Origin of the sequence: Aphanothece hegewaldii CCALA 016 (assembly GCF_003007785.1) — a bacterium.
GTDB classification, from domain to species: Bacteria; Cyanobacteriota; Cyanobacteriia; order Cyanobacteriales; family Microcystaceae; genus Chroococcus; species Chroococcus hegewaldii.
In genome coordinates this window covers 1-18,233 of record NZ_PXOH01000007.1, presented here as the reverse complement: position 1 = coordinate 18,233, position 18,233 = coordinate 1, and the positions used below count along the sequence as shown (strand labels likewise).

Here is an 18,233-nt window from a genome sequence, read left to right as displayed (position 1 = left end):
CATTGCGGCAAAGTTATCGTTCAAGTCACATAAACCTCTAAATCTTATTATTCTCAATTTATGGAGATAAGCGGACTCGAACCGCTGACTCTCACAATGCCATTGTGATACTCTACCAACTGAGTTATATCCCCTTTTAAACCCGTTTCTTATTATAAATTAATTTATCACACTTTGTCAAGCTTAATTAACCATGATAAGGAATTTGAGTCAAATAGGTGAGACAATGACCCATCAGAAAATAGACAACTAACATCGCTGCTGCGGATAAAGCGACCAAAGTTCCCGCCAACATTAAAGAAAATTCTTGCTGAGTGATCGCCTCTTGCATTAAATGGAGTGACCACGCCACCAAAGCAACGTCAAATATTAGAATAGGTATCAACATATTTTAAAAAGTGTAAACTTTTTTCTATTCTAATACAGAAATCTTGTACTCACCTGACATTTTATAAAGTTTTCCCAACAGGTCGGATCGGTACATGGTGTTCGTATAGATAGGATTTAACCTGCTCAATCGTTAACTGACCGTAATGTAACAAAGATGCTAATAATGCGGCTTCTGCTCGTCCTTCTGTGAGAGCTTGATATATATGTTCACAATTACCCGCCCCTCCAGAGGCAATCACAGGAATTTCCACCTGTTGCGCGATCTGACTCGTTAACTCTAAGTCATACCCGGCTTGGGTTCCATCGGCATCCATACTCGTAATTAATAATTCTCCCGCCCCACGTTCGGTGACTTCAATCGCCCAAGCGATCGCATCAATTCCCGTATTCTCTCGACCGCCTTTTACATAAACATCCCATCCCGGATTATCGGAATTATTTCGCCTTCTCGCGTCAATTGCGACGACAATACACTGTTTTCCAAAGCGATCGCTTGCTCGATTAATAAAATCTGGCTGACGAACCGCCGTCGAATTAATACTGATTTTATCCGCCCCGGCTCGTAACAAATTTTTAATATTTTCTAAGGATTGAATGCCGCCGCCCACCGTCAAAGGAATAAAAACTTGTTCGGCAGTACGATAAACAACATCAAGAATCGTATCTCGATCCTCATAGCTTGCGGTAATATCGAGAAAGACCAATTCATCTGCACCAGCTTCGTTATAAAGTCGAGCCAATTCTACAGGATCTCCAGCATCCTTGAGATCCACAAAATTAACCCCTTTAACCACTCGACCTTTATTAACATCCAGACACGGTAAAATACGTTTGGCTAACATAAACTTACAAAAAAACCTCTTTTGAGAGTAAAAACGAGTCGTATCCTCAATGTACTATGGCGATTAAACGTTTATCAGATTCTTCTACTCCTAAATCTCCCCAACCTTTAGCCACAAACCTACTATCCGCTACGCCAGCTATTGAAGAAACCCAAAGCGCTGAAGATTCGATTCGTCCTACTTCCCTAGACGATTATATCGGACAACAAGACCTGAAAAACAGTCTAAAAATTACGATTCAAGCAGCGAAAGCCAGAAAAGAAGCCCTTGATCACTTACTCTTGTATGGCCCGCCTGGACTCGGAAAAACCACGATGTCTCTTATTTTAGCAGCCGAAATGGGAGTGAGTTGTAAAATTACGGCGGCTCCAGCCCTAGAACGTCCTAGAGATATTACAGGGCTATTAATCAATCTTAAACCAGGTGATATCCTATTTATTGATGAAATTCATCGTCTTAATCGGGTTACTGAAGAATTACTCTATCCGGCGATGGAGGACTATCGTTTAGATATTACTGCTGGAAAAGGACAAACCGCAAGAATTCAGAGTATTTCACTTCCTCGCTTTACTCTCATTGGCGCAACCACTAAAATAGGGACTTTAACCTCACCATTACGCGATCGCTTTGGACTAATTCAACGTTTACGCTTTTATGAACCCGAAGAACTGACCCTAATTATATTAAGAACTGCTAAGATTATTAATACAATCATCGACGAAGACGGGGCTAAAGAAATTGCTCGGCGTTCTAGGGGAACACCCCGTATTGCTAACCGTTTACTGAAACGAGTTAGAGACTATGTTCAAGTCAAGGGCGAAAAGTGTATTAATCAAGACTTAGCGGCTGAGGCTCTTGAACAATTAAACGTCGATCATCAAGGTTTAGATTGGACCGATCGACTCGTTTTAAACACTATTATTCAACAGTTTAAAGGTGGGCCTGTGGGCATAGAAACCATCGCCGCCGCCACTGGAGAAGATGCCAGAACGATCGAGGATGTTTACGAACCATATTTGTTACAAATTGGTTATTTAAACCGTACACTGAGGGGAAGAATTGCCACAGAAGCCGCTTATAAACATTTGGGAATTGCCAAAAATCCTGATAATTTTTCCTTATTTTAATCTTGAAAAAAATAAAAGTGAGCGATTTTTTTAGCCCACTTTAAAACATTAATTTAGATTAATTAGCCTCGAACAGTAACCGAACTGTTTTCTAAGGCTTCGACTAAACTCCGAACCGATGCTACCATTGCGATCGGATCATTAAGTTGATTAATGGCAGAACCAACCCCAACACCTGATGCACCAGAAGCGATCGCCATTGGTACCGTGACACTCGATAAGCCAGAAGCACACAAAACAGGCACGGAAACCGCACGAGAAATACTATAAGCCGCCGCTAGAGTTGGTGCTGCTTTTTCGATTAATCCGAGGGTTCCTGCATTTTTCGGCTGACTGCTGGTACCGCCTTCCGTTTGAATCAGATCAGCCCCCGCTTTTACTAAAGCTTCGGCGAGATCAACTTGTTCATCTAAAGGCAGAATATGAGGAACTGTGACAGAAAGAGTAATATCTGGTAACAGCGCACGAGTTTGATGAGTTAAGGCTAAAACTTCCTTAGCTTCAAAACGTCGCCCTTGAGCATAAAAACTATCAAAGTTCCCAATTTCGATGAGATCGGCTCCCGCTTCAACCGCCTTGGGGAATAATTCTGGTTCAACGGCTGAGACACAGATCGGAAGGCTAATGATTTTACGGACATGAGCCACTAAATTAGGATCAGCCGCAATATCGACAAATGTTGCTCCGCCTCTTTCGGCAGCTAATGAAACGGCGCTCACTTTCTCTACATCGATCTGGTTCAAGCCGCTAATGACTTTAAGAGCTTTTGAGTGTGCAAACGCTTGCTGTAATTTCAACTGCATGGTTTTTTTGATTCTTTTGCTGATGATAGAACCATTGTCCCATTTTCTTTAAGGTTTGCGCTTAAACCTTGGCTAAAGCTTTTTCTTGATGCTTTTGCTGTTCTACTGTTTTTAGCTGTTGCAGTAAGACTTCGATTTCAGCTTGTAGGTGTAAATATTTAACTTGCTGATCGGCTTGGTACACTTGTACGACTTTCGCCAGGGATAGATCTTCTTGGGTTGTTGTTATCATTGTTAGGTTTATTGAACTATTAGTTTTATAATTTGCTTTGAATCTATGATGTACATAGACCAAGAACAATAGTTATATTTACTTATCGATCTTTCGCTTACTTATTTTATCGTAACGGAATCTTAATGTGGTTAGGAAAAATACTAGACAGTTATTAATCTGTCTTATACAATAGACCAGCCATTGATAAGTATATATTCTTTATCGAGTCTAACGAGAGCAAAGCAACAACTCTAAATCACAATTTGAAGCGATTTGTGTTAATTTAGCCAAATTGTGAGGCTCACTTAGATAAGGAACAATCCCTAAAATTGGTACATGGCATAAAGATTGAATCAAATCAGTTGGAGTGAGATCATTGATTTCCTCTACCGTCGTCGGATGAACACAATTGAGGATGATTCCTTTTAGATTAATTTTAGCTTGACGAGCCAAAGCCACATTAGCCACCGCCGCACCGATCGCACCCAGTTGTACAGGAACCACTAATACTGTATCTAATCGCCATTCAAAAGCGATATCCGCCACCGTTAATTCATCAGTGACGGGTGAGCCTAAGCCTCCTAGAGCTTCGATAATGACAAAATCTTTGTTTTGGGTCAAAGAACAAAACGCCTGCCAAACCGTCTTTAAATCGACTATTTTTCCTTCTTTTATTGCTGCGATCGGTGGGGCAAGAGGAGCCGTAAACTTTAAAGGTGTAACAATTTCAATCGATTGATAAGTCTTAAATAAATCTTCGTACAATTGGTGATCGCCCATTCCAGTTTGCATTAATTTCATTAAACCAATTGATTGATTAGGATGATAATGCAACCAATAAGCGATAAAAGACGAGGTAAATACGGTTTTACCTACATTAGTATCAGTTCCAGTAATCAATAAAGCGCTCATAAAAATCTAGATCTTTTTTAGGATAATTACAACATTTTTTTAGAAGGAGTGAAAGAACTCGCCAGATCAATAGTATTAACGGTGTGATTCAAATCACACTCAAAAGTAAAAAACCAGTTAAAAAAGTTGAACATATGTTACACCAAATGAAAAATTAATTAGTTATGATTTAGATCGAGATCAATCATTCCAGAATCGTCTAAAACCTGAGATGATAGAAAAAACTGCCGTAAGTTGAGGGTAAATAGTCTGCTGTGAGCTATTCTGCTACTTTAACACTTCAACCGATGGTTCAACCCCTATCGGATAATCATCGTTTGCGTCTATTTTCTGGATCTGCAAACGTTCCTCTTGCCCAAGAAATTGCCCGTTATTTAGGAATGGATGTCGGTCCAATGATTCGTAAGCACTTTGCTGACGGCGAATTATACATCCAAATTCAAGAGTCGATTAGAGGGTGTGATGTTTATCTGATTCAACCCTGTTGCAAACCCGTTAATGATAACTTGATGGAATTGCTGATTATGGTTGATGCTTGTCGTAGGGCTTCGGCACGACAAATAACCGCCGTTATTCCCTATTATGGCTACGCAAGGGCCGATCGCAAAACCGCCGGACGAGAATCGATCGCTGCTAAACTAATGGCAAACTTGATCACCGAAGCAGGAGCGAGTCGAGTCTTAGCAATGGATTTACACTCAGCCCAAATTCAAGGTTATTTTGATATTCCTTGTGATCATGTTTATGGTACTCCTGTTCTAATCGATTACATCAATAGCAAAAAGTTAGAAGATTTAGTGGTTGTTTCGCCAGATGTTGGAGGTGTAGCCAGAGCTAGAGCATTTGCTAAAAAACTCAATGAAGCACCGTTAGCCATCATTGACAAACGACGACAAAGCCACAATGTAGCTGAAGTCATGAATGTCATTGGTGATGTACAAGGAAAAACCGCAGTTTTAGTCGATGACATGATTGATACAGCCGGAACCATTCTCGAAGGAGCTAAATTACTAAAAGAAAAAGGCGCTCGACAAGTTTATGCTTGTGCGACTCATGCGGTTTTTAGTGGCCCAGCTATCTCTCGGTTATCGAGCGGTATTATAGAAGAAGTAATGGTTACTAATACAATTCCTTTAGCTAGTGAACAACGGTTCGATCAGCTTACGATCTTATCAGTTGCAAATATTTTGGGTGAAGCTATTTGGCGGATACATGAAGATAGTTCCGTAAGTAGTATGTTTCGCTAGTCGTTAACCTTCAAAGCATGAATTCAACCTAAAATTTATGCTTTGAACAGTAGTTTCTCAATTTTTGGTTTTAGGCGGCCTCAGATTATCTAGTTTTATGTTCATACAAGAGATCGCCTTTCGTTTAATGGAAGAACTCGCCGCAGATGAACGTTATTCCCGTGAAGGGAAAATGTATGGCGTACTTTTGGTTAAAACACCATTTGGAGAAGAAAAAGTACTCAAAGCTTTCTCAGGTTTACTCAATGGTCATGCAATAGTCGAAGGTTGGGTGCCACCCATTCCAGGTCGTGAGCAAGTCGCAATTGAAGAATTACGCACACTAAGCATTTTAGACGAAATTAAACAAGAACTGCTCACTTTACAAAGTCTTCCCCAACGTCAGCAATATGAAACACTAAACCAAGAATATGAAACACGTTTACATAATTTAACACAAGCTCATCAACAACGAAAACAAGAACGAATTCAACAGCGTTTAAATCATCTTGCTGATTCTACAATATTGGATCAACAAAGTCAGTTAGACGGAATAGAACGAAAACGACTTAAACGAGAACGAGATGAAGCTTTAAAACATGACCAAGAAATCATCACACAAGCAGATACACGCATCCGAGAACTCAAACAACAGCGTAAAATACTCTCTCGTAGACTGCAAACCCAGATGTATTCAGCTTATTCTCTAACTAATTTTTTAGGACAGTCAAGAACTTTAGCACAACTAATGAATGATGGTTTTTTACCCACAGGAACTGGGGACTGTTGCGCCCCAAAACTGCTACACTATGCAGCAACACAGGGTTTTAAACCTCTAGCAATGACCGAATTTTGGTGGGGCGAATCGAAACAAGATAAAATACAAGGTAAATTTTACGGTGTTTGTGCTGAACGCTGTCAACCATTGATGAAATTTTTACTATCGGGTTTACCGCAACTCGATATAAAAATAGAAAGACCTTCTTTAGAATTATCGATTATTTATGAAGATGAATGGTTAATTGCTGTTGATAAACCTTCGGGATTATTATCTGTTCCAGGACGTTATCGAGATAATCAAGATTGTGTATTAAATCGTTTACGTCAGCGTTTTCCTGAATTGATGGCGGTACATCGTTTAGATTTAGACACATCTGGTATTTTATTATTTGCTCATAATTTATCGATTTATCGTCACTTAAGTAAACAGTTTGAAAAAAGAAGTGTAGAGAAAGTTTATGAAGCGTTAATCGATGGTTTAGTAGCAGAAAATGAAGGAATTATCGAGTTAGCGTTGTGGGGAAATCCTGAAAATCGTCCGTATCAAATTGTAGACAAAGAACGGGGTAAGACCAGCATAACTCAGTTTAAAGTGATTGCAAGAGAGGGAAATTATACCCGTATTGAATTTTATCCTTTGACTGGACGCACTCATCAATTGCGAGTACACGCTGCTGATCCAAAAGGGTTAGGATTTCCAATTTTAGGCGATCGACTTTATGGAAATTCTACTACATCTAGCCGTTTATATTTACACGCAAAAGAATTAAGATTTGAACATCACGGACACTTTGATGTGCGGACACAGGTTCCGCACTCGTGTCCTCCACAAACACATCAAATCTTACATTTACAATCTCGAACACCCTTTTAAGTTTGAGATAATATGACATAACATATTGTTCAATATTGTATCTGTCTAAAGATATTTTTTTTTAAGTCTTTCGATAGATTTTTAAATTGTCTAAATACTTAAAAAGGATGTTTTTTATTTTAGATAGTTATTGCTAGATTAACTTCTAAGGCAATGAACGCCAAATTTAAGTAGTTGTTTCATGTGCTTTTTTCAATGAGCTAAAAAGACGAAAGAACTTGTTTATTAAGCCATGATGTAGGAATTATAAAAATCTTAGATACAAAATTATGACACAAACACCAACACCAAATATTCCCCCTATTGTTGAAAGTGATGAAAGAGAGTTTCTCGATAGTGGTGTACCCAGTACAGTAGCGATCGCAAAACATCCCCTTCATCCGTTAATTGTTACATTCCCGATCGCATTTTTAACGGGTGCTTTGGTGACTGATTTAGCATACTGGCTAACAGGCGACCTTTTTTGGGCTAGAGGCTCATTTTGGTTGATTTTAGCGGGTGTAGCCACAAGTTTAGTCGCAGCAGCCACAGGATTAGCCGATTTCTTAAGAATTGAGCGTGTCAGACAACATAGCGCAGGATGGATACATCTCATCGGCAATATTGCGGCGATCGTGCTTTCTTTAATCAATTTAGTCTTAAGATGGAACAATCAAGCAGGTGCAATTGTACCAGTCGGGTTACTCATCTCCTTAGTTGTTGGCACTATTTTAGGGGTTACAGGTTGGTTTGGTGCTGAATTAATTTATCGGCACAAAGTCGCGGTCATCGGTAATGGACCGAATAGCAGACCTTAAGAAAGTTACATCAAGCTTTAAGATTTTAGCGTCTTTTTCTCCCTAGCTTTCGGGCTAGGGTTTTTTCATAAACCGTTGTTCTATCCTAGTTTTTCACGATTCCTGTTTATGGTGATATGAACGAATGACTCAAGTATCATCCTCAAGATGGTTGCAAACTTGTTCCATAAATATTAAAATTCTTTACATAAGTTTACAAAAACTGGGAGGATAAGCAAAATGCTTTTAATATATACATTCGTAGTGGCATTAGTAGGGATTGTTTTAGGCGTACAAAAATACTACTTAAAAGAACAAATTGCATTTCTACCCATTCCTGTACCTATCCGTGATCACAAAACCTCTAATTATGTAAATGGACGTTATTTAAGATGAGCGAAACCTTGATTTTATTTTTACAGCAAGACTTAGGACTATCCTCGGAACAGATAGGCTTTGCTTTGCGACAAATTCAACAAGCCCCAAATCAATTACCGATGATTCTGTGGCAATATGGAATGGTGAATCTTCAGCAGTTAGATCAAATATTTGACGTGCTAGAGACAGCCTAGATGACTCATAGAATCATCACCCTTTTACCCAGTGCAACGGAAATTATTCACGCTTTAGGACTAACTAAGCATTTAGTCGGGTGTTCCCATGAATGCGACTATCCAAAAGAAGTACAACGCTTACCCGTTTGCACTTCTGCCAAACTTAACACACAGCGATCGAGCTTTCAAATTGATACAGATGTTCAGTCCCTACTACAATCTGCACTGAGCATCTATCAAATTGAAACAGAAATTATTGAACAATTACAACCAACTCATATTATTACGCAAGATCAATGTGATGTCTGTGCCGTCAGTTTTTCTGATGTTAAAAAAGCAGTAGACTCTCTAGTATCCAGTCATCCCGAAATTATTTCATTACAACCAAATTTATTACAAGAAGTTTGGGATGATATTAAACGAGTGGCTCAAACATTAAATGTACCCTATCAAAAAACTTTACAAGAATTAGACAAAAGAATAGAATTTATTACCTCTAAAACAAAAAATGATCAGCTAAATGTTATAGCTTTAGAATGGATTGAACCATTAATGGGTGCTGGAAATTGGATACCCGAATTAATCGAAATGGCTGGAGGTAAAGCAGTTTTAGGCTCATCGGGACAACATTCACCTTATATTACTTGGGAAGAATTAGTAAACGCTAATCCAGACGTAATTATTATTATGCCCTGTGGTTTTGATTTAGCAAGATCCCATCAAGAAGCACAAGTTTTAAAAAATCATTCAGAATGGAAGAATTTAAAAGCCGTTCAACAAAATCAAGTTTATCTCACTGATGGTAATGCCTATTTTAATCGTCCTGGCCCTCGTTTAGTCGATTCCTTAGAAATATTAGCCGAGATCATACATCCTGAATTATACACATTTAGCTATCATGGTAAAGCATGGGAAGTTTTTAGTTAAACTGTATCATTTGGAAACCAATCATCTGTAAGCGCATCGTCTAAACTAATTAGAACATTACTAGGAATGTCGAATAATTCTCGCATCACTTTTATTCGTTCGGGATGAATTTCTAACCAAATCGGCTCTAACTCTTTTTTTAAACTAGGATTATCTCTAAGTATTTTTTTGATCTGTAGACGAAAGTTAGCTACTTCCTTGCGCCAATGTTTTGAACATCTTTCGCGTTCAAACTCCCAGTAATATAGTTTAAGCAAATGATCTAGAAGACGTTCTAAATAACTTACCAAAGCTCGTTTTTGGCTTTTTCCCATGTATTCTATTTCTTCGATTAAATTTTCCCAATCTACACAGTCATATTTTCCTAATCTTAAATATTCTGATTGTTCTCTACTCCATTGATAAAAGTCGGTTTTGTAAGTAGTCATGCTTTACCTCTTTAAATTCCAATTTTTGTACCTTCTTCCATAATCTCGTTATATTAGGGTGATTCTCGTAATACTACCATATTCCACCTCATGATCTGTCGTACTAATTCACCATTTAATACAAAGGTAGCAAAAAATGTAAGTAATGGTTCTAAATCGTTCAATATCTCATCACGTCGTAGTTGCTATATAATATGGCAAATCATCACTACATTTTTGTACGATAATGTATCAAAATAATAAAGTACAATGTATCATCTAGTAGTAAAAAGGAATCTAATGAGGTTTAAAAATGAATCCCGAAACGGAGAGAATCTTTAAAGTATTAGGAAAATATAACGCTGCTCTTCCTGATGTCCAAATGTTTTGGGACAGCGAACAACAAGGAAAGTTTAATATTTGGAAGTTTCTTGTAAGCGAGGGTTTTGTTTTTTCTACTGTTCAGAAGATAGAACAATGGATCGACAAAGCAATTCAAAATTGGCGAAATATTGAATCTAGAGGAACAGTAAATACTCACGACGAATATCAGTACGATCCACATTGGAAAAAACACAAATATGGAGTACCTGTTGATGTAATCAAAAAGCGTGCAAAGATTTATCAAGCTTTAGGCTATTACGTTAAACAGAATTTTCAAAATATTGAAGTTCATGTTTTTTCTAAATCTTTGTCGAGCGAATATGATTTTAGGGTTTACATGATCTTAGGACAGTCTTTAGACCTAGATTGGTTCTGCATAATGCCCACTGTTCCCGATGAAAATCGCTTGCAGGATAGTCGTTTATTGCAAGTTAACATTAAAACATTAAATTTTTGTAAATTAGAGAATTCAAATACACTACAATTATTTGATAATGTCAACAAAATTCTTACTTGTCTAGACCCGATTAATATTTATGGTTACTATTATGATGACAATGGCTCTATTTACAAACATCAACTCATTTGTACAACCTCAGATAATAAAATAAAAGCTATTAAGTTAGGACTACAGGCTAGTGGCTTACTGACTATTGATAGGTCAATTTCAGAAATTACTAAGTTTGATGAAGAAGAGGTATATAAAGTTGAGGAAATCATGGAAAAAGAATTAAAAAATTGTAGACGTTACGCTATCAGTTTATGGAATTCTGGATATGAATATTATCTTGGTCAGACTAAAACTGGTGATTGGATTGGATTTCAGCTTCTGTATTGGAGCGAGTATAATCCGTAAGGTAATGTAGCATAATTATTAGCTGTCTAGAATGTAATTAGAGTATTACTAGAAATGTCGAATAGTTCTCACATTACCTTAATTCGTTCTGAACAAATTAATAGGCTAATCGGCTCTAAATCTTTTTTTAACTAGGATTGTCACTAAAGATTTTTTGCTTTGTCTGAATTATACACATTTAGCTATCACGGTAAATCATCGGAAGTTTTTAGCTAAACTGTATCTTTTTTATAATTAATAGTTTTAACTCTCCATTTTTCAGCCATCATTGTAGCACGATCGCTCATTTCCTTAAGTTTTGCTTCTCCATTTTGAGCAATCTTTAAAATTTCATTTAATTCTGTTTCATTTAAGGTTTTTATACTCATGGCTAATTCTCCAAACGTGTTTTAAGAGTATTTACAACTATTTTAGCTTCAAGGATTCGTCCTAGTTGTTCTGATAAATATCACCTGCTTCTTCAACATTTTGAACAAACAGAAGTATGAAAGTAATAGACTGCTGAAAAAAAAAATTTTGCATCTACTTTTTACAGATTAACTACATGATTATATTTTGATTATAAAGAAGGTTTTAGTATCGCGAACAGTTATGCTGCTCATGTTGTTAAGTGTTTTTGCGGAAGTTATCGTGAGATGTTCGACGCTAAACTACTAGATAATTGTGGATTATATAACTAATAGCTATGAGCGATCGAAAAGAAATTGTTCGACAATTTTATAAGAGTGAAATTGAGAACGCAGCGTATGTAATAGACGGTTTCGGAGATTTCAGACCTGATAGAAGAATTGGTCGAGTTGAGTTACTAACTACTGGCAACTGGGGTGAATATGGTTGTGAAGCAGATTTTGATTCCATAGAAATCGAGAGAATTCAATCATCTGTTCCTCAAACGGTGAGCGAGGCTTTTGAACGACATATTTGGTTTTCTCAACATAGTCTTAGTAATATTTTTGCTTTTAAAATTCCAGTAAAAGATTGCATTACATACGTCATAGGTATTTCTGGTATAGCAGGTGATGGGTGGGATAATAGCGGTCATTTCATTGAAATCTTTAATGAATTAGGAGAGTTTTTAGGCGCAGCAAGGGTTGTTGAAGGTGAAAATCTTGAATGGCTAGATCACCCTTTTGATGGTGATGATTTTAATGCGGGTGCACCGAAATGGATATTTAGAACAGATTCGTTAACCAATAGTGATAAACTATGGTCTGAGGAAATGGCTGTACGGACTGAGCAAGATGGAGAAATAACTCGTCTAATTTTGTTCGTACCTGAATAATCTTTCGTAGCAGCAGTAAAAACGGAAATGCTTGTCTAAACCCAAGACATTATCTTAACCCAAATAGAAAAGGATCACTTCAAAATAAACAAAATGTCAGTCATTGTTGATGCAGTTAAACGAATAGCAGTCATTGCAAAAAGGCATAATTTTATTAATCTACTTGAGAACTTGCTATCTGAGCATTATCCATATCCGAGTTACAAAAGTGTGTGGTCTGGGCAGCTTATGCAGGAACAATCTAAATTAGTAGATGAGTATTTGAGTGGCTATCAACCCCGCTTAACTTCAGAGCAAATTAAAAAAATTGTCGAATCCTATCGTTTCAAACTTCCTAAAGAAATTTATGACCTGTATCAGATTGGCAATGGTTGTTTGCCTATCGGTACCTCAGAAAAAGAGGATTGGAATTCGATTTATAATTATTTTAATTTCCCTAGTTCTGAAAACAAACTCTGGACTCTAAAAAAGGCTATGGATGCTTATTGTAGTTTTATGATTGACTTCAATCCTCGCTTATTACCTATTTGTGCTTATGGAGATGATTCAGTATTATTGGTAATGGGCAGTAGCGAGCCACAAGAGACTTCACCATTAGTTAGGACTTACGATCACTGTTTAGATGATGACCTTTCAAAAATGGAGGTCGTTTGGCCAAGTCTAACAAATATGATGCTTGCCTATGCTGAATGGTATGAAGCTTTATATAGTGGAGGGCTGACGGAAATTACGGAAGAAGCAATTTATCAAAAATACAGTAGCGGTAGTCATTGGGGATTTAAAAAATTTCTTTGTTGATATTCTATGTCATTCGTTCTATTTTACTTGAGCAATGACTTGACCAATTTCTTCAATCGTTATGCCCGTTGCTAACATCGCTCGAATCATTAATTCAATAGAAACCGAAACATCACCATTTTCTACTTTAGCAATCCTCGGTTGACTTGAGTGTAATATTGTCTGCTAGTTAGGTTTGAGTCATTAATTTTTGTCACTGTTGTTTGAAATGACGACTGAGCGCAAGTTTAATTTCAATAAGTGTTATTTCTTCTGGAGTAGGATCTAATAATTCTAAAACAGTTCCAACTTTCCAGCCTTTGTCTTCCAATTTTTTTCTTTTAACTTCATCCATATACTTATAGCATTTCCCAATATTAAATATTCTGATTGTTCTCCAGTCTATTGATAAAAGTCGGTTTCGTAAGTAGCCATACTTTAAACCTCATCGTCTAAGGATTTTGATAAACCTGACGGAGTTCATCTAATGTTTGAACAGTTCTCAAAGATTCCCGAACTCTTTTTAAGGTTTCTACATCTTGAATTTCTCGAATTTCCGGCATTAGTTGAAGTCCTACATCACCAAACTTGAGATCTAATCCTAGTTCGATACCAGACAGAACTTCTTGCCGAATGTTCTGTTGAATGCTTCGTTGAATTCCGATTTCTATACCTTCTTCTAAAATCTCGTTATACCAGGGTGATTCTCTTAACACTGCCATATCCCACCTCATAATCTGTCGTACTAATTCGCTACTTAACACAAAGGTAGCAAAAAATGCAAGTAATGGTTCTAACTCGTTCAGTGTCTCATCGCGTCGCAGTTGTTGTAATGCGGTTCTGACGGTTGTTGCTTGTCCACCGTTTTTAAGTATAGGAACAAACGGAAGCAGGGAAGTAATAGACTCTCGGAACACAATTTCTGCGTCAACTTCCCAGAGATTAATTACATGATAGTCTTGAATACTCCTCAATCCTCTAAATGTTGTTTGATAGCTACTCATGACTACGGTTTTTTTACTCGGAGGAAGAATATTGACTAACACTGGATAGACAGGAAGTTGATATTTTTCGGTAGCCAGTCCTGCATAAGCAAACATCCGTCTAGGCATTTGTGGAGTATAGTGGAGTTGCATTTCATTAAGAACCAAAAACTCACCATCATTAGGACTGTAAGCATGAATTAAAACATCACTTTCGCGGCTAATCCACTGAAAGTCAGATGATATAATTTCCCTCGGTTGTATATTTGGGATTTGTGTTACCCATTGTAGCCATTGTTTAGGTGATAGACTGATTAAACGTTTGCTGCCGATATCTGCGGATTTTGTCATTCAATAAAAAAAGATGAGCATTGCCCATCTACTATATACAGGAAATATATGCTTACTAATTAACGTACCCAGTAAATCACTTTTTTCTCGATGAATACGAAGAAACCGTAAAGCAAAACCCCCATGATGGCTAATACCAATAAAGCAGCAAAAGCGAGGGGAATATCAAAGTTAGCTGTTGCTTGTACAATTAGATAACCTAAACCCGCATTTGAGGCGACAGATTCGGAAATAACGGCACCAATAAAACACAAAGAGACAGCAATTTTGAGAGAGGCAAAAACATAGGGAAGTGTATGGGGCCAACCGACTTTCTGAAAGATTTCGATTTCGGAAGCACCCATCGAATGTAAAACGTCTTTCATTTCTGGTTCTACTGTATCTAATCCTAATGCAGTATTAACCGCGATCGGAAAAAATGCCAGTAAAAAAGCCGTCAGTGTTGCAGGAATCGCATTAGCACCGAACCAAATCGCCATTAAAGGGACGATCGCCGCTTTGGGAATCGTATTAAATGCCACCAATAACGGATAAAGCGTTAGATATGCAAGTCTTGAATAACCAATGAAAAACCCTAAAGCGACCCCGACACCGACCGCTAAAACGAATCCTAATAAGGTTGTCCAAAGTGTCCGAAATGAGTTGATTAAAATCTGTTCTCGATAGGTAAACAATGCCCCTAACATATTCGTTGGTGAAGGAAGGTTAAAAGCAGGAATCTTAAAAATAATGACCAATAATTCCCAAACTACAAATAAAAGAAGTGTCGCTAGAAAAGGTAAAACAAAACTAGCTGTTTTCGACTTAATAAACTTGTTCATTTTTCTGGTTTAATGTTGAATGTGACGGCGAATATTAGAGAAATAGTGATTAAAATCATCAGATAATTCCATGTCCAACGTTCTAGGACGCGGTAAATCAATTTTCACCTTGTAAATAATTGAACTCGGACGAGAACTCATCACATAAACCGTATCGGATAAAAATACTGCTTCTCGTAAGTCATGAGTAATCAAAATTGATACACATTTCGCTTTCATCCATAATGCTTGTAACATCACCCACATTTCCTCGCGGGTAAACGCATCTAACGCCCCAAAAGGTTCATCTAAAAGTAAGATTTCAGGTTGATGAATTAACGCACGACATAAAGAAGAACGTTGACGCATCCCTCCTGATAATTGCCAAGGATATTGTTTTTGAAAATCCTGTAAACGCACTGTTGTTAATAAATCTTGCGCCATCTTGACAAATTCGGCTTTTCTACGTCCAAAATCTTGTTTATACGGCTGTACGACTTCTAGCGGTAACAAAACATTATCGAGGGTATTTCGCCAAGGTAACATGACGGGATTTTGGAAGGCAATACCGATATTTTTCATCGGTTTTGTAATTTTTTGTCCCCGATAGCGAATTTCTCCGAGCGGTGCAGGACTTAAACCCGATACCATTCTTAAAATAGAGGTTTTACCACAACCCGAAGGCCCGACAAAAGAGACAAATTCACCAGCACGAATTGATAAAGAAATTTCTTGGATAATGCGGCGCATACTCCCTTCAAAGGGATATTCTAAACCAACTTGATCAAACTCTAAAAGCGTTGTTTCATCAATTGGAGTGGTATTAGATGAAGAAATTTCAGAAAGAGGATTAACCATAATTTTTACCAAACTTTAGATCAACAAAAAAAGGTAAAGACGTAAGATTTCTCACGTCTTAAACAACAGATTTATTGCAAAGGTTTACGTTCCGATGCGGGTGGTAATTGTCTTTGTTCTCTTTGGGGTAAATATTGATCGGTATAGATATCGGCTACAGTAGGATTAGTTTTGATACCAAATCCTTGAACGGTTTGATCAATACTGGTTTGGAGACGTTTTGGCTCGACTGCACCAATTCCTAATGTTTCAACTTCGGGTGTAATAAAACCTTTATCTAAAACGGTTTGTAAGCGGATTTTTTCAGATTCTCGATCCATTAGTTTACTCGGATCTGCCGCTTGTACAGCATCTAAAGCAGCCGTGGGATCTTTAATCATATCTTGAAATCCCCTAATATAAGCTCTTACAAAAGCTTTAACAATTTCGGGATTTTTTTCGGCAAATGCTTTTTTAACTAAAATACCATTGCCGTAGAAATCTAGCCCATTATCCGTGTAATAAAAAACATTGATATCATCGGGTTTTTTACCTGCTTTAATTAATGCAGGAACAGCAGAAGGCGCAAAGGCACTCACTGCATCTACTTTTCCTTGTAATAAAAAGGTTTCTCTTAACTTCGGTTCCATTGTTGTCCATTTAACGGAATTAGGATCAAGATTTACTTCTTGCGCTAATAAGGGAAACAGTTTTCTCGGCCCATCACCTGCGGGCGCACCTAAGTTTTTACCCGTTAAATCTTTTAGACTATTAATTCCCTTGTCTTTTAAAGCAACGATCGCAAATGGAGCTTTATTTTGATATACTGCCACCGCCATGATTTGATCATTGGGATTTTTGGAATTAAAATCGAGGGTGTTGTACATATCGCTAAACGAGATATCAAACGCCCCAGAACCTAATTTACTTACTGTATCAACGTTACCAAAGCCTCTTTCATAAGTTACGTCTAATCCTTCTTCTTTAAAATAGCCTTTGTTGATGGCTAAAATTAGAGGCGCGTCTAAACTCTGCATCAAGAAAGATAACTGCACTTTCACAGGTTTTAATTCTTTTGATGCTGTATCGGTTGCTTCTGTCGTTGGACTTGGACTAGCAGACGGAGCGTTACTGGTTGTTGTATTGGAACTACAAGACGCTAATAAGGCTACTGATATTGCGATCGCGATTAAACGCTTAATATTTTTCATGCTTAACTTAACTTTAAAAAATTAGAGAAGATCTTAAAACTTTTGTTGAGTTTTTATTTTCCGCCTTCATGATTTTTATCAATGTTATTGACCAAAAATATATAGGGGAGAATATAACTAAACTAGAGTACCTTGTGTATGCCGTATACAAATGTAATTTATATTACAAATGCTGGAGCTAAATTTAATCAAAATTTTGTCAGGATTTCTTGACGTTATTTTCAACAAAGAATCTGAAAAATCGTATATTTTGAAAGGTTTTAGACACATCTGGTGACTCAAAACAGTAGAATTAAAGTTAGTAAAATAAAATAAAATTAACTTGACAAAAATATAAATTTATGGTTGCTAAAAAAGTATTAGTGGGACTTAAACACAAATCAAGCCCAAATAAACCCTAAACTTGCTTTGTAAGAAGCAAAGACATCCCTATTTTGAGTCAGCCAATCGAAGAAACGAAAAGACATCGCTGTCCGAAAAGCCTCTAAAGCTTCAGTAAATGTATTCAAAGGTTTGTTAGCCCATCTCCTTCGTAGTCCCCCAGTTAACTTGTGCCATAAGATGAAAGTATAAGCACAAAATACTAAAATAAAATGACGAAGCAAGCTTCTTTTCCCTCTCACTTGATATTCTCTTAGCCCTAACCACCCTTTCGCTTCACGATAAAAGACCTCCACCCAATTCCTTTGTGAATAGATGCTTACTATCCATTCAGGCGTCACTTTTATTGCCTCAACATTTGTAATCAAATAATCGATATCTGTCGCCTTTTCAAAAGAACTAGCATTCATGACGATGGCAAAGGTTCTTTCTCCTTCATGACGCAACATTTTAGCTGTAAATGTCTTTACCCAAACCGTTTTTGGTTTCTCTAAGTTTAAAACAACTGGTTTAAAACTCTCGAGTGGTATACTTTTTGC

22 protein-coding genes and 1 tRNA gene are annotated in these 18,233 nt (G+C 37.3%); 9 read left to right on the top strand and 14 right to left on the bottom strand.

All coding sequences use genetic code 11. From position 1 onward, the window contains the following. Positions 1-61: 61 nt before the first annotated feature. The 3 genes from C7H19_RS08565 to hisF form a co-directional block, all read right to left on the bottom strand. Positions 62-134 (bottom strand) — tRNA-Ala (locus tag C7H19_RS08565). Between the two features lie 53 nt (positions 135-187). Then, the gene (locus C7H19_RS08560; protein ID WP_106456466.1) at positions 188-388 is read right to left on the bottom strand and encodes a hypothetical protein; all 201 of its coding nucleotides are present in this window, start codon (positions 386-388) and stop codon (positions 188-190) included. Between the two features lie 61 nt (positions 389-449). Further along, on the bottom strand, positions 450-1,232 hold the full coding sequence (hisF, locus tag C7H19_RS08555; protein WP_106456465.1) for an imidazole glycerol phosphate synthase subunit HisF: 783 nt from the start codon (positions 1,230-1,232) through the stop codon (positions 450-452). 56 nt (positions 1,233-1,288) lie between these two features. Here hisF and ruvB point away from each other — a divergent pair, with 56 nt between their 5' ends. After that, entirely contained in the window at positions 1,289-2,359 is a 1,071-nt protein-coding gene (ruvB, locus tag C7H19_RS08550; RefSeq protein WP_106456464.1) for a Holliday junction branch migration DNA helicase RuvB, read from the top strand. A gap of 62 nt (positions 2,360-2,421) precedes the next feature. Here the strand turns inward: ruvB and C7H19_RS08545 are convergent, their stop codons facing one another. The 3 genes from C7H19_RS08545 to bioD all read right to left on the bottom strand — a co-directional run bounded on the left by C7H19_RS08545 (position 2,422) and on the right by bioD (position 4,288). Continuing rightward, the gene (locus tag C7H19_RS08545; protein ID WP_106456463.1) at positions 2,422-3,162 is read right to left on the bottom strand and encodes a DUF561 domain-containing protein; all 741 of its coding nucleotides are present in this window, start codon (positions 3,160-3,162) and stop codon (positions 2,422-2,424) included. A 61-nt stretch (positions 3,163-3,223) separates the two neighbouring features. Continuing rightward, entirely contained in the window at positions 3,224-3,394 is a 171-nt protein-coding gene (locus C7H19_RS25555; RefSeq protein WP_181280565.1) for a hypothetical protein, read from the bottom strand. 210 nt (positions 3,395-3,604) lie between these two features. Beyond that, positions 3,605-4,288, bottom strand: a complete 684-nt coding sequence (gene bioD / locus C7H19_RS08540) for a dethiobiotin synthase (RefSeq protein WP_106456462.1) — start codon at positions 4,286-4,288, stop codon at positions 3,605-3,607. A 254-nt stretch (positions 4,289-4,542) separates the two neighbouring features. Here bioD and C7H19_RS08535 point away from each other — a divergent pair, with 254 nt between their 5' ends. The 5 genes from C7H19_RS08535 (at position 4,543) to C7H19_RS08515 (ending at position 9,425) form a co-directional block, all read left to right on the top strand. Beyond that, positions 4,543-5,535, top strand: coding sequence for a ribose-phosphate pyrophosphokinase (locus tag C7H19_RS08535; RefSeq protein WP_106456461.1), 993 nt, complete (start codon positions 4,543-4,545; stop codon positions 5,533-5,535). Positions 5,536-5,632: 97 nt separating this feature from the next. Then, positions 5,633-7,168 (top strand): RluA family pseudouridine synthase, encoded by a 1,536-nt coding sequence (locus C7H19_RS08530; protein ID WP_106456460.1) that lies wholly within the window; start codon positions 5,633-5,635, stop codon positions 7,166-7,168. Positions 7,169-7,437: 269 nt separating this feature from the next. Further along, positions 7,438-7,965, top strand: coding sequence for a DUF2231 domain-containing protein (locus C7H19_RS08525; RefSeq protein ID WP_106456459.1), 528 nt, complete (start codon positions 7,438-7,440; stop codon positions 7,963-7,965). 371 nt (positions 7,966-8,336) lie between these two features. Further along, complete coding sequence (locus tag C7H19_RS08520) at positions 8,337-8,516, top strand: DUF2949 domain-containing protein (RefSeq protein ID WP_106456458.1); 180 nt, start codon at positions 8,337-8,339, stop codon at positions 8,514-8,516. Then, complete coding sequence (locus C7H19_RS08515) at positions 8,517-9,425, top strand: cobalamin-binding protein (RefSeq protein WP_106456457.1); 909 nt, start codon at positions 8,517-8,519, stop codon at positions 9,423-9,425. On the opposite strand, the gene C7H19_RS08510 is transcribed toward C7H19_RS08515, so the two are convergent. After that, the gene (locus C7H19_RS08510) at positions 9,422-9,853 is read right to left on the bottom strand and encodes a DUF29 domain-containing protein (RefSeq protein ID WP_106456456.1); all 432 of its coding nucleotides are present in this window, start codon (positions 9,851-9,853) and stop codon (positions 9,422-9,424) included. The genes C7H19_RS08515 and C7H19_RS08510 overlap by 4 nt on opposite strands. A gap of 292 nt (positions 9,854-10,145) precedes the next feature. Between C7H19_RS08510 and C7H19_RS08500 the strand changes: the two genes are divergently transcribed. Further along, positions 10,146-11,072 (top strand): hypothetical protein, encoded by a 927-nt coding sequence (locus C7H19_RS08500; RefSeq protein WP_106456455.1) that lies wholly within the window; start codon positions 10,146-10,148, stop codon positions 11,070-11,072. A gap of 212 nt (positions 11,073-11,284) precedes the next feature. Here C7H19_RS08500 and C7H19_RS25550 read toward each other — a convergent pair whose 3' ends face one another. Continuing rightward, entirely contained in the window at positions 11,285-11,440 is a 156-nt protein-coding gene (locus tag C7H19_RS25550; RefSeq protein WP_181280550.1) for a hypothetical protein, read from the bottom strand. Between the two features lie 317 nt (positions 11,441-11,757). Here C7H19_RS25550 and C7H19_RS08495 point away from each other — a divergent pair, with 317 nt between their 5' ends. Then, positions 11,758-12,354 carry a hypothetical protein gene (locus tag C7H19_RS08495; RefSeq protein WP_106456454.1) on the top strand — a complete coding sequence of 199 codons (597 nt, stop codon included), beginning with the start codon at positions 11,758-11,760 and terminating at the stop codon, positions 12,352-12,354. Between the two features lie 93 nt (positions 12,355-12,447). After that, on the top strand, positions 12,448-13,152 hold the full coding sequence (locus C7H19_RS08490) for an SMI1/KNR4 family protein (protein WP_106456453.1): 705 nt from the start codon (positions 12,448-12,450) through the stop codon (positions 13,150-13,152). A 193-nt stretch (positions 13,153-13,345) separates the two neighbouring features. On the opposite strand, the gene C7H19_RS26690 is transcribed toward C7H19_RS08490, so the two are convergent. The 6 genes from C7H19_RS26690 to C7H19_RS08460 all read right to left on the bottom strand — a co-directional run. Then, positions 13,346-13,486, bottom strand: coding sequence for a hypothetical protein (locus C7H19_RS26690; protein ID WP_245927397.1), 141 nt, complete (start codon positions 13,484-13,486; stop codon positions 13,346-13,348). Positions 13,487-13,583: 97 nt separating this feature from the next. After that, positions 13,584-14,465 (bottom strand): RpnC/YadD family protein, encoded by an 882-nt coding sequence (locus C7H19_RS08480; protein WP_106456452.1) that lies wholly within the window; start codon positions 14,463-14,465, stop codon positions 13,584-13,586. Between the two features lie 59 nt (positions 14,466-14,524). Then, a complete protein-coding gene (locus C7H19_RS08475; RefSeq protein ID WP_106456451.1) occupies positions 14,525-15,286 on the bottom strand; it encodes an ABC transporter permease in 762 nt (253 codons plus the stop codon). Between the two features lie 9 nt (positions 15,287-15,295). Next, positions 15,296-16,123: an ABC transporter ATP-binding protein gene (locus tag C7H19_RS08470; RefSeq protein WP_106456450.1), complete on the bottom strand. Its 828-nt coding sequence runs from the start codon at positions 16,121-16,123 to the stop codon at positions 15,296-15,298. Between the two features lie 71 nt (positions 16,124-16,194). Beyond that, a complete protein-coding gene (locus C7H19_RS08465; RefSeq protein WP_106456449.1) occupies positions 16,195-17,313 on the bottom strand; it encodes an ABC transporter substrate-binding protein in 1,119 nt (372 codons plus the stop codon). Positions 17,314-17,693: 380 nt separating this feature from the next. Beyond that, positions 17,694-18,233 (bottom strand): transposase (locus C7H19_RS08460; RefSeq protein ID WP_146136504.1); only part of this gene is annotated, 540 nt, incomplete at its 5' end.